Genomic DNA, 16,125 nt, shown 5'->3' on the forward strand with positions numbered 1-16,125 from the left:
AAACCGGCGCCCCCAAAGTTTTAATTTCCGGGGGCGCCGGTTTTCGCATTCTCACTGATTCACCAAACCCGCCCACACTGCCCGGCCCGTGCCTTAGTTTGGAATGCATGAACGCACCGAGCACGCCGACGAGCACTCCCCCCACCACTGCCCCTCTCGTCACCACGGAATACTCCGAGTCCATTCCCGGCCTCGTTCACGTCCGCCTGAACCGCCCCAACAAGCTGAACTCTCTGACGATCGACCTGCTCCAGCAGCTCATCGATACCGCACACACGCTGCGCCGCGACCGCTCCGTCCGCGCCGTCATCCTCTCCGGCACAGACGGCAATTTCTCTTCCGGTCTGGACTTCGCGGATACCCTGAAAAGCCCACCCCGTATGCTTTCGCATTTCATCCCGCGTCCCCTGCGCGGCACCAACACTTTCCAGGAAGCGCCGTGGGCGTGGCGTCGTCTGCCGTTTCCGGTGATTGCCGCGGTAGAGGGCTACTGTTTCGGCGGTGGTGTCCAGATCGCTCTTGGTGCGGACTTTAGGTTTACTAGCAATGACGCCCACTGGTCCGTGTTGGAAGCGAAATGGGGCCTGGTTCCGGACATGTCGGGGATCATGTCCCTCAAGCAATTGCTGCCGGTTGACGTGGTGAAGAAACTGGCCATGACCGGGGAGACCTTCTCCGGAGAACGCGCCGCGGAGCTAGGTCTGGCCGAGGTGGCCGAGGATCCACTGGCAGCGGCAGAAGAACTAGCGCGAAAGATCGTCGAGCGCTCGCCGGATTCGGTGGCCTTGGCGAAGAAGCTGGTCGACGAGACGTGGGAACTTGGGCCGCGGCGTACCTTCGCCAAGGAGCGGTTGCGCCAGGCACGGCTGCTGGTCAGCAAAAATGCGGCTATAGCGCGGAAGGCTGCGCAGAAGAAGGTCCCGCCGAAGTTCCGCCCCCGCGCGGTCCGCTAATCCACAGGTGCCCAGGTGACTGGCTCACGGGGCAACAGCTCCGGCTCGAAGGTCGCCAGCAGCTCGGCGGGTTGCACCCCTCCGGCTGCGCGGATATCCACCGCCGGACCTAGCGATTCCGCGATCCACAGCAACATCCCTTCCGCCCCGCCGGGGAAGTCCCGAAGCGTGACGGCCCCGTCCCGCTTCGCCAAACGCTTCCCGTCGGGTCCCCTCACCAGCGGAACGTGTACATACTCCACAGGTGGAAGTCCCAACAGGTGCGCAAGGTACGCCTGCCGAGGGGCGGAGCTCAGCAGGTCATCCCCGCGCACAACCTGCCCCACCCCGGCCAGCGCATCATCGACGACGACTGCCAGGTTGTAGGCGTAATCCCGGTTCACCGCCTCGTGGCCGGCGGCGTCGGCGTTGCCCGCGCCCTTGGGAGCGTTTCCACCGCGCCGCAGCACCATGTCATCCACCACCCCGCGGTACGCTCCGCCCCCACGCCGGCCTGCAGCAAAGCTTTCGCGGACTTCCCATTCTTCAACGCTCGCGCGCAGTCTCAGTGCCGGTACGCGCCCCCGCTCCGCCAGCTCCGCGCGCTTCGCCGCCCGCGCCGACTCACCTAAGTCTCGACACGTTCCCGGGTATGCCCCCGGTGCGGCGTGCGGCGCACGAACTGCCTCCGCGATGTCCTTCCGCGAGCAATAGCACTCGTACACGAGCCCTTGTTCGCGCAGATCGTTTAACGCTTTTTCGTACTCCGACCAGGTTTCTTGTTGACGCCGAATTTCCCCATCGTAAGTGATCCCCATAGTGGAAAGGTCCAGTAGTTGCTGATGCGCAGCGGCTTCAGAGGACCTCTGAGCATCAATATCGTCGACGCGCATCCGAAACTCGCGGCCTTCATGCTTCGCGAACATCCACGCCAGCACAGCAGTCCGAAAATTCCCCAGGTGCAGATCCCCAGAGGGGCTGGGCGCGTACCGCCCCGCCCCTCGCTGCATCAGATCCTCCATGCCAACGCCTCCTGTTCCGCTTCCCTGGCAAGGCTACCCGTGGATCTGTCATACTTTTAAGCCAAAGGGGGATGGTTCAGACCTTTAGGGGGAATGTGGGTTTGGAGACGTGGGGGCGTCACGAAGCAAAAACCACAACGCTGCTTATAGAGGGGAAGAGACTCCCGCCCGGCGCACGGCGTGGACTCGGGCGCGGGCAGCGGTACTACAAGATTGCGCCGGGGATCTACGCCGAGCGCGCGCGATGGGAGGCACTGTCGCGCGACGATAAACTGCGACTACACGGGATTGCACATGTGCTGAGCTGCACGAACGGGATCCTCTGCGGACAGTCCGCAGCGTTGATGTGGGGGCTGCCGATCGCCAGGCGGGCTGACCCCAACGCGGAAATCGGCTTCCATCCGCCGGAAGGGACAACCGCGAAACTGCAGCTCCGAACCCCACGGCCATTGCACGCGACCGCCGCCAAACGTGCTGAAACGCTGCAAATAGAAACCTCGAACGGATTGCGGGAGGTGCGGCTCACCGGCGTTAACGATACGATCATCGATCTCGCTCGGTGGCACAGTGTGGCAGACGCAGTCGTGGCCGCAGAGTTCGCAGCCCGAGCCGCAATGGGCGGACTGGGAACTCCGGAGTTCATAGCGGAATTGCGCGCCGACGCAAACGGACTGCGGAGACTCCGGGGGATTGCGAAGGCGAGGGAAGCGCTTCGGCTGATCAATGGCGCGTCCGAGAGTCCACGGGAATCCGCGCTGAAGGTGAAGCTCTGGGAGGCTGGACTACCTGCGCCTATGCAACAAGTGGAGCTGCACTACGAGGGCTACTTCGCAGGTCGGGTGGACTTTTTCTACCCGTGCGGGCTGGTGATCGAATACGACGGCCAGAGCAAGTACCAACCCGGTCAGGCCGGCGGCCTGTCCGGTGGCCTGTCCGGCAGGATGTCCAGCGGCCTGTCCGGTGGCCTGCCTGGCGGGATGGTCAACGAAGAGGTGTTCGCAGCGCGGCAAATCATCAGCGAGCGGGCACGAGAGCGCAAACTGCAGAACCTCGGTGCGCGGATTTACCGAGTGGACCGAGACAACTTCCGCGATGGCACCGCCGTGGCGGATATTTGCAGGCTCCACAGGCAGATGACGCAGCATGGGCTCGAGTTTCCCGCCGCCAATTACCGGGGAGGCGTGCCAGCGTGGGAAGCCCCGTGACGGCTAAGCGATTCTCAGCCCGTTTAAGCGATTTTTGATGCGCCGGCAGGGGCGGGGGCGCGCCGATCAGCCAGGCGAGCAGGGGAGGTTTTGCACATTTTCCGACACTCACGACGCGGAATGTCCAGAATTCCACGTCTTAAAATATAACTAATCTATTTGCACAGGTCAGAGCGTCGCAATTTTGTGCTGCACACTCGCTACTTTCAATAACTCGTAGATTTTGGACATCCACACTTTAGCCCGAGCCAGCAGCTGCGCGATGTGTGACCGATGGGGTTGATGTGACGGCTTTCGGGGGGGCGCCCGCGAAAGGAAGCAAGAAACGGCGGGGTGAGTGGCGCGAGGACGGAGAATGAGAGCGCCGAGGTTGGGAACGGTAGCGCCGAGGTTGGGGACGGCGGGGAATCGGCAGCGCGGAAAGTGGAAACAGCGAAGCGGACGATAAACTGGGGTGCCATGACCGATGATCAGGAAAACACCGGCGCAGACGATGACGTTCGCGCAGGTCAGGGACTCCAAAGTGCTGCAGCGGACCTGTCTTTTAAGGTATGCACTCGCTTGGCTGACAGCCCCGGCGCGCAAGGCGCCAGCACGCGCACAACCCACGGAGGCGTAGCCGGGAACGCAAGCACCAGCGACGACACAACCGGAGAGGCCACAACCCGCAGAACCGCAACCGGGGGCGCAAGCACCAGCGGCGACATAACCGGAGAGACCACAGCCCACGGCCCCTCCCGCGAAAAGGGAGAAGCGGGACCGCTGGGGCGTACGGGCGTCATAGAAACACCGCATGGGACGATCCGCACCCCCGCGTTCATCCCGGTGGCGACAAAAGCAACGGTGAAGACCCTCACGCCCGAGCAGGTGCGATCGACGGGCGCGCAGGCCATGCTTTCGAACGCGTACCACCTATATCTGCAGCCGGGGCCAGACATCGTAGACGAAGGCGGCGGGCTCGCGGAATTCGAGAACTGGCACGGGCCGACGTACACGGACTCCGGCGGCTTCCAGGTCATGAGCCTCGGCGTGGGCTACAAAAAAGTCCTGGCCATGGACACAAAAGGCCGCAGCGAGGCAGACATCATCCAGCAGCAGAAGAAGCGCATGGCCGTGGTCGACGAGGACGGCGTGGATTTCCGCAGCGTCATCGACGGCAGCAAGCACCGCTTCACGCCGGAGGTGTCGATGCAGATCCAGCACCAGCTGGGCGCGGACATCATGTTCGCCTTCGACGAGCTGACCACCCTGGTGAATACACGCTCCTACCAGGAGGAATCCGTCGCCCGCACGCACCGCTGGGCCCGCCGCTGCCTGGCGGAACACCAGCGCCTGACGGACATTCGCCAACACCGGCCACTGCAGTCCCTATGGGGCGTGGTGCAGGGCGCACAGTACGAGGATCTGCGGCGGCAGGCAGCGCGCGGCCTGGTGGAGCTCTCCCGCGAAGCGGAGGCTCAGGGCAACCGCGGGTTCGGCGGCTTCGGCATTGGCGGCGCGCTGGAGAAGGAAAACCTCGGCACTATCGTCCGCTGGGTCGCCGAGGAACTCCCGGAGGATAAGCCCCGCCACCTGCTGGGCATATCGGAGCCGGACGACCTGTTCACCGCGATCGAGGCCGGCGCCGACACGTTCGATTGCGTCGCGCCCACCCGCCTGGGCCGCCGCGGTGGCGTGTACACGCTCGACGGTCGCCTGAATCTTATGGGCGCTCGGTTCAAGAGGGATTTTTCTCCTATTGACGCCGAAGTAGGCGGCTACGTCTCGGAGAATTATTCGCGCGCGTACATTCACCACCTGCTAAAGGCGAAGGAATTCCTCGCTGGCACGCTGTGCACGCTGCATAATCTGCACTTTATGGTGGGGCTGGTGGACCGGATCCGCGAGTCCATGGAGCAGGGGCGTTTCTATGAGTTCCGGGAGGAATTCATGTCTCGCTACTACGGCCCAACCTGGCAGGAGCGCCTGGGTCAGCACTAGCGCGGGCAGGCCGGATGGTCGGCGGGCAGGCGCGGGCATGCATGTCGCGCGCCTGCGCGCTAGCGCACGCGCTCCAGCGTCCGGCCTTCGTTGTCGAAGCGCTGGATGGCGCCGGAGCGGAAGTCCCGCTCCAGCTGCGAGCCTTCAATGTCAAAGGTCGGCAGCACGCGGTCCAGCCACTTGGGCATGTACCAGGTGGCTTTGCCGAGCAGCATCATCATGGCGGGGATGAATGTCATGCGCACCAGGAATGCATCGAATAGCACGGCCGCGCCCAGTGCGAAGCCGAAGATCTGCACGAACGGCAGTGGCTGGAAAATGAAGCTGGCGAATACGCCGATCATGATGAGCGCCGCCACCGTCACAACCTTCGCACCCATGCCGAAGCCGAAGATCACGGAGTCTTCGACGGGTGTGTACTTGGAGCCCTTGGCGGCTTCGAAGGATTCGTGCTTGAAGCGTTCTCGCATGCGCGAAACGATAAACACCTGGTAATCCATCGCCAGCCCGAATGTCACGCCGATGAGGAAGATCGGCATAAAGCTGATCAGCGGTCCCGGCGAGTCCCACAGGCCGCCCCAGCCTTCCTGCCACACCAGCACGGTCAGGCCGAAGGCACCACCGACGGAGAGTAGGAATCCGAGTGCGGCCATGATCGGCACGGTGATGCTGCGGAAAATCATCAACAGCAGAACCAGCGCCAAGCCGACGACCAGCGCCAAGTACACCGGCATGGCGTTTGAAAGTTGTGTCGTAACGTCCTGCTGAATAGGGATCAGACCGGTGATGCCCATGTCCACGCCGGTTTCGTTCTCGATCACGCTCTGTTGGCTGCGCAACGCGTGGATCAATGCGGCGGTGCCTTCGTCGGTCGGCCCGCCCTCGGGCGTGATCAGCAGTTGCGCGGTCAGCCCGTCTTCACTCTGGCCGATCAGCTGTGCATGCTTCACATGGATGTTGCTGCCGAGGTTCTCCATCGTGTACATGAATGACGCCTGCGCGGCGGCCTTGCGCAAGTCGCCGGCGCCCTGCCCGGCGTCGCCCTGTTCAGGCGTGCTCTGACTTGCCTCGCCCTGCCCAGCCTCGCCCTCAGCCGGCTTGTTGGCCTGCATGTCCGCCTGGCCGGTGATGTAGGTGGCAAGTGCGGGCGAATCCGGTTTTGCGTTCTCACCGTTGACCACCACCAGGAACGGGGCGTTGCGCCCTGGCCCAAAGCCGGCCTCTGTCATCTCGGCGGCCTTGCGCTGGGTGGAGTCCACGTTGGACGTCTTGTCATTCGGCAGCGAAAGCTGCAAATTCAGCGCGGGCAGGGTCAGCGCTGCCAATGCCAGCATGACCACTGCAATGGAAATGCCAGGGAAGTTGTACACCATCCTGATCCACCGGCTCGCCAAGCCGTGCTTGCGCTTACTGTCGTCCACGCGCTGGTGCTCGCCGCGGACCGCGCGCGCCGTAGCCGCCGCGGTTGCGCCAGCCCCGTCGCCCTCTGCATCAGCGCGTACAGCACGCCCGCTTCGGTTGCCCAGCCCCGCCGGACCACCGGTGAAATACCCGTGCGCCGCATCCTCCCCCGCGAGGGCGGAGGCGTACTGTGACCCGAACGTGGCGTCCTTACGAAAGACCCGCGAGCCGCACGCACCAAGCACAGCAGGCAGGAACGTCAGCGCCACGACCACGGCGACAACCACGCTAACGGCCGCAAAGTATCCCATGTACGACAGGAATGGGATGTTCGCCAGGCGCAGGCCCAGCAGCGCGACGGTCACGGTCAGCCCGGCGAACACTACTGCCGAGCCCGCGGTGCCTGCAGCCAAGCCAATCGCATCCGGGCGCGAGCGCCCCTGCCGCAGTTCGTCGCGGTAGCGCGACATGATGAACAGCGCGTAGTCGATGCCAACGGCCAGGCCAATCATCAGGCCCAACGTCGGGGTGATGGAGTTCAACGGCAGGAATGCCGTCGCCCCCACCGTCACGAGTGCGCCGATACCCACACCCACAATCGCGGTAATCAGCGGCAATCCCGCCGCCAGCAGCGAGCCAAATGTAAAGGCCAGAATAACGAGCGCGACCACCACGCCCGCGATCTCGGAGATCGGTTCGACAGCGATCGGATCGCCGAAGCCGGGGCCGCCGACCTCCACGGTCATGCCCGCGTCGCGCGAGATCTGGATGGCGTCGTACACCGCCTGGCGGTTTTCTTTGGTCACGTCGGCAGGCAGGGGCACATCGAAGCTGAAAGACATCGTGCCGTAGCGCCCGTCGGCGGAGTACATCCGCAGATTCTCGGCGTCGGACTTCGCGGTAGCTTCGGGCAGCCCTTGCTTCGTCATCTGCTCGACCAGCATCGTGCCGAGCTTCTTGTTGAGGGTTACGGGGTTGCCGAACTGCATGCCCTCTTTGAAGTCGGGCACGTTGTTCTTTAGCGACGCCACAGTCTCATCCATCGCCGCCATCAGCTCTGGGTCTTCGAGTTTCTTCCCGTCGGGGGCTTCAAAGACTACGTTGACGTCGGTGGATTCGGCGGGGTTTTTCGTGCCCGGGAATTTCTCTTGGAGCATTTCCGTGGCGTGCGTGGAGGGCACGTCTTTGATTTCGAAGACGTCGTTGAAGCCCTTTTGGAATCCCAGCGCGGCCGCCGCGATGCCGACGAACAGCAGCAGCCAGGCGGCAATCACCCGCTTCTTGTGCAGGTAGGACCATCGTCCGAGGTTAAACAGGATTTTCGCCACTGGTTGACCTTCCGCCGGCTGTTGAGTGTGTGTAGGACCTTGAGCTTGCGTTCGTGGTTGCGCTCTGGCAGCTCCTGCGGGGTGGGGGTTTCCCGAGAGATGCTTCCCACGCCGCAGACAGTTCTCGAAATATACATCCTACAGTAGCCAAAAGCCCAGGTGGGTTGTGACAGGTGTGACATGTGTTGCTCAAGCTTCTGGGTGGACCTTCCGGACGCGCTCCCAACTTCCCCGTCGTAGGCAATGCAAGGGGCAAATGTCCCAAATCTTCCACTTTCGACGAGTAGCAGATTTGCAGCAAATTTTCGTAACCCTCTGACCTGCAGAAACAGAAAGTTATAAAAACGGAGTGGAAGATTTGGGACACTTTCCGCTCCCGCTACGCCTCAAAGTGCCCTTTTCGGCGCATTCCCGAAATGCGGGACGCAGTTTTGCATCCTTACTCAGGTATCCCCCCAGCCACTTTCAGGCCGTCTACGGCGCTTACAACGCTTCGCCCTCTTTTACACCCCTCCCAGTAGAGCGCCCTAACTTCGCCAAAACCAGCCCATCGCCGGTCGCAGGCCTCCTACCCAAAGGCTCAATGTCCCAAATCTTCGAGTTATTGAAAGTAGGGGGTTTGCAGCCACATTCTGCAAGCCTCTGACCTGCGCAAACAGAATAGTTATACTCTAATACGTGGAATTTGGGACATTCCCACCCGAGCGCTCCTCATTCCCAGCCCCAGGCACCCGGTTGCGCACCCCGCGCACCAAAATCCAAACTCCCGCGCACGCGAAAACCGCGCGCCGCCCCAGTGTTCAACCGGGAACCAGCACGCGGCAAAAAATTCTGGCGGTGGCGGAGGGATTTGAACCCTCGGTTGCTACTAACAACACTCGCTTTCGAGGCGAGCACCTTCGGCCGCTCGGACACGCCACCATAGTCAGCGATTGCAGACTCGTACTAGCGTAACACCCCCACATTTTCGCAACAAAACCCCACCCTGCGCACACGAGAGCCCCGCACACACATCCGCACACATCCGCGCACGCGCATCCACTCGTCCCCCGCGCACACCCCGCGCACACGAAAGCCCGCCGCGAACTTCCACCAGTTCGCAGCGGGCTTGCAGCTTCAGCGCTTTAGTTGTCGCCGAGAACCTTGTCCATGCCCTTGTTCAGGCCGTCCTTGGCCTTGTCAGCCTTGTCGCCGTCCAGCTTGCTGTCGATGGCCTTCTCGGCACCGTCCTGGATCTTGTCGCGGTGCTCGCCTGCCATGTCCTTAGCCTTGTTCAGGTCCATTGTGGTCTCCTTAGTTTCGGATGTAATTAACTTTGTTCTAACTTGCGTGCCCCTAGCCGCAACTCGTACGACCAGAAGCACACATCCCAACGTAAGGACGTTCCCGCTCCCTCGCCACCCGCAGCCCCTCAGACAACCAGCGTTATCCGCTAAACCCGCAGTTGGGAGCCATGAATTAATTTTCTATAAAACTTATAGACGCCCACGTTTCCCCCACCCCAGCCAGCCGCAAACCGTCAACGCAGGCGGGCGAAGAACTGCCGCAGCAGTTTTTCGCACTCCCCGGCCAGCACGCCTCCGCGGACCTCCGCCCAGTGCAGTGGAGACTCCCGCGGCACGTCCCAGACGCTGCCGCACGCCCCGGTCCGGGGCTCGTAGGCTCCGAAGATGATGCTGCCAATTCGCGCCCCGACTAGCGCCCCCGCACACATGGCGCAGGGTTCCAGGGTGACCACCAGCGTGCAGTTTTCCAGCCGCCAGGCGTCCCCGAGCTCCTGCACGGCTTCCCGGATGGCGAGGATCTCCGCGTGTGCGGTGGGATCATTGTCGGCTTCGCGCCGGTTCACGCCCCGCCCGAGTTCCCGCCCGTCCTGGTCGAGAATCACAGCTCCGACGGGGACGTCCCCGGCGGGAGTCTTCGCGGCGATGTCCAGGGCCCGGCGCATCAGCGCTTCCGCGCGCGCATCCCCGGCGACCTGCGGCAATCCGCCGCCCACGCGCACCTGAGCCTCAGCCTCACCGCGCGCCTCAGCCCCGCTGCACGCGCACGCCTCACCGCCGCGCGCGCCCGGCGCGCCCTCCACCCCCACCGGCTAGAACTCCAGCTCCACGCCCACCAGGTCCGCCAGCTCGTCGGCGAATCCCAGCTCGTCCGCCACGCGCAAAACCTGCTCCGCCCCGTACAGGTCATCGTCGTAGAAGATGATGGACATTATCTGCTCGCTGACACCTAGATCCTCCAGCAGGTCGAAGTCGCCCTCGGGCCACGGATCGTCGGACGCGTCGGCCTCCTCTTCCGAAGGCTCGTCAATGTCCAGAGTGTCCAGCACCTCGCTGGCAATGTCGTAATCCAACGCTGCGGTGGCGTCACTAAGTAAGATCCGCACGCCACCCGGCACAGGGCGGAGCACGGCGGACCAGTCATCCTCCACGCAGAGCAATCCCACGACCGGCCCTTCCGCGCGCGAGGAGCGCAACTCCTCGACCAAATCCTGCAGGTTTTCCGTGGCTCGGGCGGGAAGCTCACGCAAGTGCCACTGGCCGTCGGCGCGGATGGCGGAAACGGCGAAGGTTAAGTCGCCGTCGTTATCAAAGCTGTCGGTGCTCATGTCCCCCAACGCTAGTCGGCTTTGTGGAACACTGGGAAGCGTGAGCCACGAAAATTCTTCCGATTACCGCCTTAGCACCGTCCCCGAGGATCGCCGACCACTGTGCATCCTGGGGCTTGGCCTGATTGGCGGGTCGCTGATGCGCGATGCGCAAGCAGCAGGCTGGCCGGTGTTCGGTTGGAATCGATCGGAGAAGACAGTCTCCCGCGCGCGTCGCGACGGCTACGACGTTTCGGGCGATCTGGAAGCCACCCTGCGCCGCGCCGAACAAGCCGATGCGCTGCTGATTCTTGGGGTGCCGATGCCCGCGCTGTCTTTCCTTCTTGACGCCATATCTCAGCACGCCCCGAGCTGCGGATTTACTGACGTGACCAGTGTGAAGCAGGAGGTGCATGACCTAGTGGAGGCCAAGGGCATGTCCGACCGTTTCGTCGGTGGGCATCCAATGGCGGGCACGGCGAACTCTGGCTGGGCGGCCACGATGCACGGACTTTTCCAGGGTGCAGTGTGGGTCGTAACGTACGACAACGCGCGGGACGATAAGCGCTGGCTAGACACGTGGGTGCGCGTGGTCGGGCTGGCGGAGGAAGTTGGCGCGGCGGTCGTCCCCGCCATCGCGCGGAGGCACGATGATGCCGTAGGGCGCGTGAGCCACCTGCCGCACATCCTGGCCGAGGCACTGGCCGTGGCGGGCGATGCTGGCGGACCGCTGGCACTGAGCCTGGCGGCGTCGAGTTTCCGCGACGGCACCCGCGTGGCAGGCACCGAGCCGGATCTAGTCCGCGCGATGGTGGAGAACAACCGTCCCGCTGTACTCAATGCCCTGGACCAGACCATTGAGCTGCTGCAGGGCGCGCGCGAGGATATTGCCAACCCAGAGAGTTCCCTCAAAACCCTGGCTGAGGAAGGCAACGCAGCGCGCGGACGCTTCGAGGCACGGGCCGGTCGCAACAAGGGGGATGCCACCAACCGTCCGATTATCCGCGTGCGCCCGGGCGCGCCGGGGTGGGTGGATCAGCTGCATTCGGCAGAATCCATGGGCGCGCAGATCGGCATTTTCTAGCAACCGCAAGAGTGCTGCGCGAGCTAGCAGTCCGCCTTCGTCTTCGCTGTGGGCGCGCCGTCCAGCAGGTCGGGCAGCCCCTTCGCCAGCGCATCCACGCCTGCCCACGACGTAGGCTCCAGGCCATCGTTGGGGATCGCCATGATCGCAACGGGCGTCATTTCCCCGTCTTTACCGGGCACCAGGCCCAGCTGCCGGTATATAAAGCGTCCGTCGTCCTCCGGCCCCCAGCCGCCCTTGAACTGCGATCCCTTAATCTTCGACAGGCCGTAGCTGTGCTCCGGGGTGATGTGCCCCATACGCTCCAACACCTTGTCGGAGCCGTTCATGCAGCGGAAGCCATCCATGAAACGCACCTGATCCGTCAGCTTCCACGTCAGGCCGCCGAATCCAACGTATTTCCCCTCGTCGTATTCCTTCCCCGGCGCGGTCGGGTCGCCCGTGCGCTTGAGGTAGTCCTGGATTTTGTGCGAGGCAGTTCTGTCGGACCAGTCGCCTAGGTACATCCAGAGGCGGAAGGCAGCGTCATTATCCGAATAGTGAATCGCCGCATCCATGTCGGCTTCCATTGCCGCGCGCGGGGCGGACTGGTGGTGAGCCTCGGCGTAGCGCAGTTTCTCTTCAACGGCGCCTGCGATGGGGGCTTTAATGGTCGACCAGGCGCTCTCCGCGTTGAGCGTGCCCGCGTGGAGCGGACCTTCCTGACCGAGGATTGCCACGCCGACCTGCACATTATTCTTCTTGGCGATGTCGGCGGCGAGCTTGTCCAGCTTCGCCTGCTGTTCCTCGTCGGTGGGCGGGGTGGCGTCTGCGCCGTCGGTGCTGTCGTTGCCGCCGTTACCGCCATTGTCGGGCGCGGCGGCGGTGTTGGCGGCGGGTGCGCTCTCTTCGCCCTTCTCCTCGACGCCCCCTTCCCCGCCGTTTAGCCCCACTACCAGACCGACCGTGATGGCGAGGACGGCGGCTCCCACTCCGAGGCTCGCGACGAGTCCGCCGGTGGCACCGCGGTCGCCGGCACCTCCGCTCCGCGGCTTCTCTTCGGAGCGTTCATTGCTCGCCACTTTTTCCTCCTTGACCAGCAGTCTCTTCGAACTCTTCCGTCTCGGCTGCGCATTCTCCGCCGCGTGGCACGTCCGCCATACAGCAGCTCAGCCGCGCAACACTTCCGAGCAACGTTTCCACCGCCTAGCACTTCACCACGCAGCTCTCCACCGCCTAGCACTTCACCACGCAGCGTTCCGCCGCTCAACGCTTCCGAGCAGCGTTTCCACTGTGCGACAAACCACCACCGAGAGCGATCGCGTTCAGTCTAGCCAGGAATCCCCATGCTTGCGCCCCGTACAACTTCCATTGCAGAGACTCTTAACCCCCTGCAGCAATACTCTTAGTCTCCAACGACGCCACGCTTAAACCCCTCAAGCGGGCGCGGTCGTGAAAGCCTGGATGTCCCAAATCTACGAGTTATTGAAAGTAGCGGGTTTGCAGTAAAAAAACGCAACGCTCTGACCTGCGAAAACAGAATAGTTATATTCTAAGAGCTGGAATTTGGGACATTACCCTCCAAGACTCCTTGCACCTGAGACGCCCTGGGATGCCAGGGGCCCGGTCCCGCGAGGGCTACAGACGCGAGCCAGGGACTTCAGGGACCCGCCAGGCGCCGGTCAGACGCGCCAAGTGCCCGGCGCCGGTCAGGCCTGACGCAACTCCGACACCTTCCGTCGGCCAAACCAGCCCAGCGCCACCGCAAGCACCAGCCCGGCCAGTGCTCCCGCGAGATATCGCCCAACGTAATCGGCGCTGGTCTGCGGGGTTCTCGGCGGAGTGGGGGTAGTGGCCGCTGTCAGCACGCTCGATGTGTCGCGTCCGCTGGTGACGTCCTCGATCCAGGACTTGGCGTCGGACAGCGTGGTGATAGCCGCCGTCGGCGAAGGCAGATCCGGGTCACCATTTGCGGTACCGGCGGTTGCGAGGCCTGCGAGCCGCCCGCCGACGAAGAATGGCGCTCCCGAGTCGCCGCCTTGCATCGCCGCGCGCGTGAGGGATTCTGCCTCAAGAATGCCCCCGGCGATCTTCGGCATGACGCCACCCGCTCCATCTGCGGGAATCGCCCCACCACCCATGGCAATGTCTGCGGGAACAGATTCCACGCCCTCCGGGCTGGATGATTCAGTGACTTTCTTCGCGCCAGACTTCTTGGAAGCCTCTGGTGCAGGTGCACCGGGGATCAGTTCGGAGTCGTCGCCGTGGAGGACCTCCGGGCCGCCCGGAGCCACTTTAACTCCGCCATCGACCTTGCCATCCGATCCAGCGACTCCACCGGCACCACCTGCACCGCCGTCGCCGCCGTCGCCTCCGTCGCCTCCGTCGCCTCCGTCGCCGCCCGGCGAACCGGAGGCGCCTGGCCCGGTCAAAATCTCCCGCACTCGCATTCGCGCCACAGGCAGCTGACCCTTGCGAGCCATCAGGGAGCTGCTACTCCAGCCGTACAGGTTCCCCTCGTCGCCGTTCTTTGGCGAACTATCGGCCAACTTCGCCGGCTCGACTCCCTCGACGGGCCGGGTGAGGTGCAAGAGCCCGGCGTCCATAACAGGAGACAGCGACCACGAGTCCGCGTCATACACAGCACCTCCGATGCGCGCCTGCGTGCCCTCATTGGAGACGGATTCCAGGCAGTGGCGGGCCGTCAGCACCCATTGCCGGGCGACGAGCGTACCGGTGCAGTCTCCGAAGTTGCCTACGCGCCCGATCCGCAGCGAGGCCACGGCCCGCGATTCCGCGTTGTCCGCGGCGCGCTCGCCGTATTCCATTGCGCTGGCGGGTGCCATGCATGCGCCGCTCAAAGTTGCAGCAACTGCCGCTACGGCAGCTCCCTTGGTTACAAAATTCTTCATGCTGGTCCTTCCACGGCTCATGCTCGTTCCCCCGAAATCACTCGGACAGTCTGCGCGACGCAGCGCTCTGCCGGCCCTTGTCCTGCAAACAACGTTTTCGCCGGGCCGTCAGCGAGCTTCTTCCACAGCCATGCGAGCACCAGGAACGCCGCGATAAACGCCGCCGCCCACAGGTCCGAGTGCAGCGCCACGTGTGTCTGCCACCAGAAGGCCGATAGCACGTGGAGGATGTAAACCGTTAGCGCCATGGAACCTAGCGCGACCAGCGAATTCGTTGCCCGCATACGCTGGCCAATGACCAGGCAGAGATGCAGCACGATAGCGGCAACGGCAACGGACAGCACGATCTCGCCGAGCACGCCCGTGTGGCCGGTGGTGCGCGCCCAGCCGGATAGGTCCGTCTGGAAGCGCAGGTAAATGCCGATGCCTGCGATGATGAGGCACGCGGTAGTCGTTGCCTTTTTTATGACGCCACCAGTCCCAGTGCCATCCTTCCCTACGTACACGTCGAAGAGGATCATCCCGGCGATGATGTATGCGACCCACGCGAAGTGAGGGTATGGAAGTGGCAGTTCCAGCGGGGCGTAGCGCCACGTTGCGGCGGCTGTAGCCAGCAGCAGTAGGGCGACTTTCGCAGCTGTGGGCAGTGGAGGAATCCAGGCGGTGGCGAGCATCGTAATGCCCAGCACGACGAGTACCACCTGGATTTCACCACCAACCGGCAGCAGCGCCAGGCCGATGAGCGTGATGATTGCTCCACGTGCTGCGAGCTTCGCTACCGTCTGCAACGTAGTAGCAGCAGTAGCAGCAGAGGCGACGGTGGCAGTAGAGGCGGCAGCGGCAGCAGAGGCGGCAGCGGCGGCAGAGGCAACAGTGGCCCTGCGCTTGGCGTTGTTCCAAATAAGCATCATGGTCACGCCCGCGATAACGGCGAATAGTGCTGCCGGGAGTCCGGAGAGCACCACCTTCGCCTGCCACAGCGGATGTCCAAGGTGCAGGTAGACCATTCCGATGATCGCGCCTCCGCGGGCGATGTCCAGCCCGAGAATGCGCTGCCGCTTCCCGGGCTCCCGCGCGGCGCTCTTAGAGGTAGGTGTGCTAACCACCCAGCTATCTCCTTTTTAGTTCTCAAATTCTCAAACAAACCGCACTGCGGCAGTCAGCGCGCAGGGTTCGCGCGCCGACCCGCTAAAGCGGAACGATTGTCTTTTTTAATCTCCAATCCTTGAGCCCCACTGCCCCGTCTTTGTGAGCCCCCTGTTAGTTCCTTCTAAGTTTCCGGCAACCTAGCCCCGACCTGCCTGAAACCGTGCCGCTTTCCACGTCTTACGGGTCCCAATGTCCAAAATCTACGAGTTATCAAAAGTAGCAAGTTTGCAGCGGAAAATTGCAACACTCTGACCTGCGCAAACAGAATAGTTATATTCTAAGATATGGAATTTTGGACATCCCCACCCCACCAGCCACACTGGCCCCATGCCGGCCGTCACACCGCCCCCCGGAGCCCCCGGAGCCACCGCACAGCACCCACCCTGGGCCCCCGCACAGCACCCACACCCCGGAACCGGGTTAAGTAAAGAAAAGTGTGTCCGCATGCCACCATAACCCCAGACCACACACCACAAATCACCAAAGAATAGCTCCCCGAAAGCTATTACCCACACCATCCCGCACCTCCGGCCACATTTGTGC

12 protein-coding genes and 1 tRNA gene are annotated in these 16,125 nt (G+C 63.2%); 4 read left to right on the forward strand and 9 right to left on the reverse strand.

Annotated features, from left to right (window positions below; all coding sequences use genetic code 11):
- The first annotated feature begins 107 nt into the window (after positions 1-107).
- Entirely contained in the window at positions 108-953 is an 846-nt protein-coding gene (locus AC05K6_RS09350; protein ID WP_476728398.1) for a crotonase/enoyl-CoA hydratase family protein, read from the forward strand.
- Here the strand turns inward: AC05K6_RS09350 and gluQRS are convergent.
- Positions 950-1,954 (reverse strand): tRNA glutamyl-Q(34) synthetase GluQRS, encoded by a 1,005-nt coding sequence (gene gluQRS / locus AC05K6_RS09355; protein WP_476728399.1) that lies wholly within the window; start codon positions 1,952-1,954, stop codon positions 950-952. The two genes, AC05K6_RS09350 and gluQRS, sit on opposite strands and share 4 nt — an antisense overlap.
- 71 nt (positions 1,955-2,025) lie before the next feature.
- Here gluQRS and AC05K6_RS09360 point away from each other — a divergent pair, with 71 nt between their 5' ends.
- Both AC05K6_RS09360 and tgt read left to right on the forward strand, forming a co-directional pair.
- On the forward strand, positions 2,026-3,159 hold the full coding sequence (locus AC05K6_RS09360) for a hypothetical protein (RefSeq protein WP_293790911.1): 1,134 nt from the start codon (positions 2,026-2,028) through the stop codon (positions 3,157-3,159).
- Between the two features lie 459 nt (positions 3,160-3,618).
- Complete coding sequence (gene tgt, locus AC05K6_RS09365; protein WP_476728400.1) at positions 3,619-5,139, forward strand: tRNA guanosine(34) transglycosylase Tgt; 1,521 nt, start codon at positions 3,619-3,621, stop codon at positions 5,137-5,139.
- Positions 5,140-5,198: 59 nt separating this feature from the next.
- Here the strand turns inward: tgt and AC05K6_RS09370 are convergent, their stop codons facing one another.
- The 5 genes from AC05K6_RS09370 to AC05K6_RS09390 all read right to left on the reverse strand — a co-directional run bounded on the left by AC05K6_RS09370 (position 5,199) and on the right by AC05K6_RS09390 (position 10,479).
- Entirely contained in the window at positions 5,199-7,868 is a 2,670-nt protein-coding gene (locus AC05K6_RS09370) for an MMPL family transporter (RefSeq protein ID WP_476728401.1), read from the reverse strand.
- Positions 7,869-8,700: 832 nt separating this feature from the next.
- A tRNA-Ser gene (locus tag AC05K6_RS09375) sits at positions 8,701-8,789 on the reverse strand.
- Between the two features lie 203 nt (positions 8,790-8,992).
- Entirely contained in the window at positions 8,993-9,151 is a 159-nt protein-coding gene (locus tag AC05K6_RS09380) for a hypothetical protein (RefSeq protein WP_011274294.1), read from the reverse strand.
- Positions 9,152-9,387: 236 nt separating this feature from the next.
- Positions 9,388-9,816: a nucleoside deaminase gene (locus tag AC05K6_RS09385; RefSeq protein WP_293790924.1), complete on the reverse strand. Its 429-nt coding sequence runs from the start codon at positions 9,814-9,816 to the stop codon at positions 9,388-9,390.
- A 147-nt stretch (positions 9,817-9,963) separates the two neighbouring features.
- Complete coding sequence (locus tag AC05K6_RS09390; RefSeq protein WP_476728402.1) at positions 9,964-10,479, reverse strand: tRNA adenosine deaminase-associated protein; 516 nt, start codon at positions 10,477-10,479, stop codon at positions 9,964-9,966.
- Between the two features lie 40 nt (positions 10,480-10,519).
- Between AC05K6_RS09390 and AC05K6_RS09395 the strand changes: the two genes are divergently transcribed.
- The gene (locus AC05K6_RS09395; protein WP_476728403.1) at positions 10,520-11,542 is read left to right on the forward strand and encodes a prephenate dehydrogenase; all 1,023 of its coding nucleotides are present in this window, start codon (positions 10,520-10,522) and stop codon (positions 11,540-11,542) included.
- A gap of 23 nt (positions 11,543-11,565) precedes the next feature.
- On the opposite strand, the gene AC05K6_RS09400 is transcribed toward AC05K6_RS09395, so the two are convergent.
- The 3 genes from AC05K6_RS09400 to AC05K6_RS09410 all read right to left on the reverse strand — a co-directional run bounded on the left by AC05K6_RS09400 (position 11,566) and on the right by AC05K6_RS09410 (position 15,440).
- Positions 11,566-12,603 carry a hypothetical protein gene (locus AC05K6_RS09400; protein ID WP_448308477.1) on the reverse strand — a complete coding sequence of 346 codons (1,038 nt, stop codon included), beginning with the start codon at positions 12,601-12,603 and terminating at the stop codon, positions 11,566-11,568.
- Between the two features lie 627 nt (positions 12,604-13,230).
- On the reverse strand, positions 13,231-14,433 hold the full coding sequence (locus AC05K6_RS09405) for a trypsin-like serine protease (RefSeq protein ID WP_476728404.1): 1,203 nt from the start codon (positions 14,431-14,433) through the stop codon (positions 13,231-13,233).
- 17 nt (positions 14,434-14,450) lie between these two features.
- Entirely contained in the window at positions 14,451-15,440 is a 990-nt protein-coding gene (locus AC05K6_RS09410; RefSeq protein ID WP_476728406.1) for a DUF418 domain-containing protein, read from the reverse strand.
- Positions 15,441-16,125 lie beyond the last annotated feature (685 nt).

This window comes from Corynebacterium sp. TUM25020, assembly GCF_056388495.1.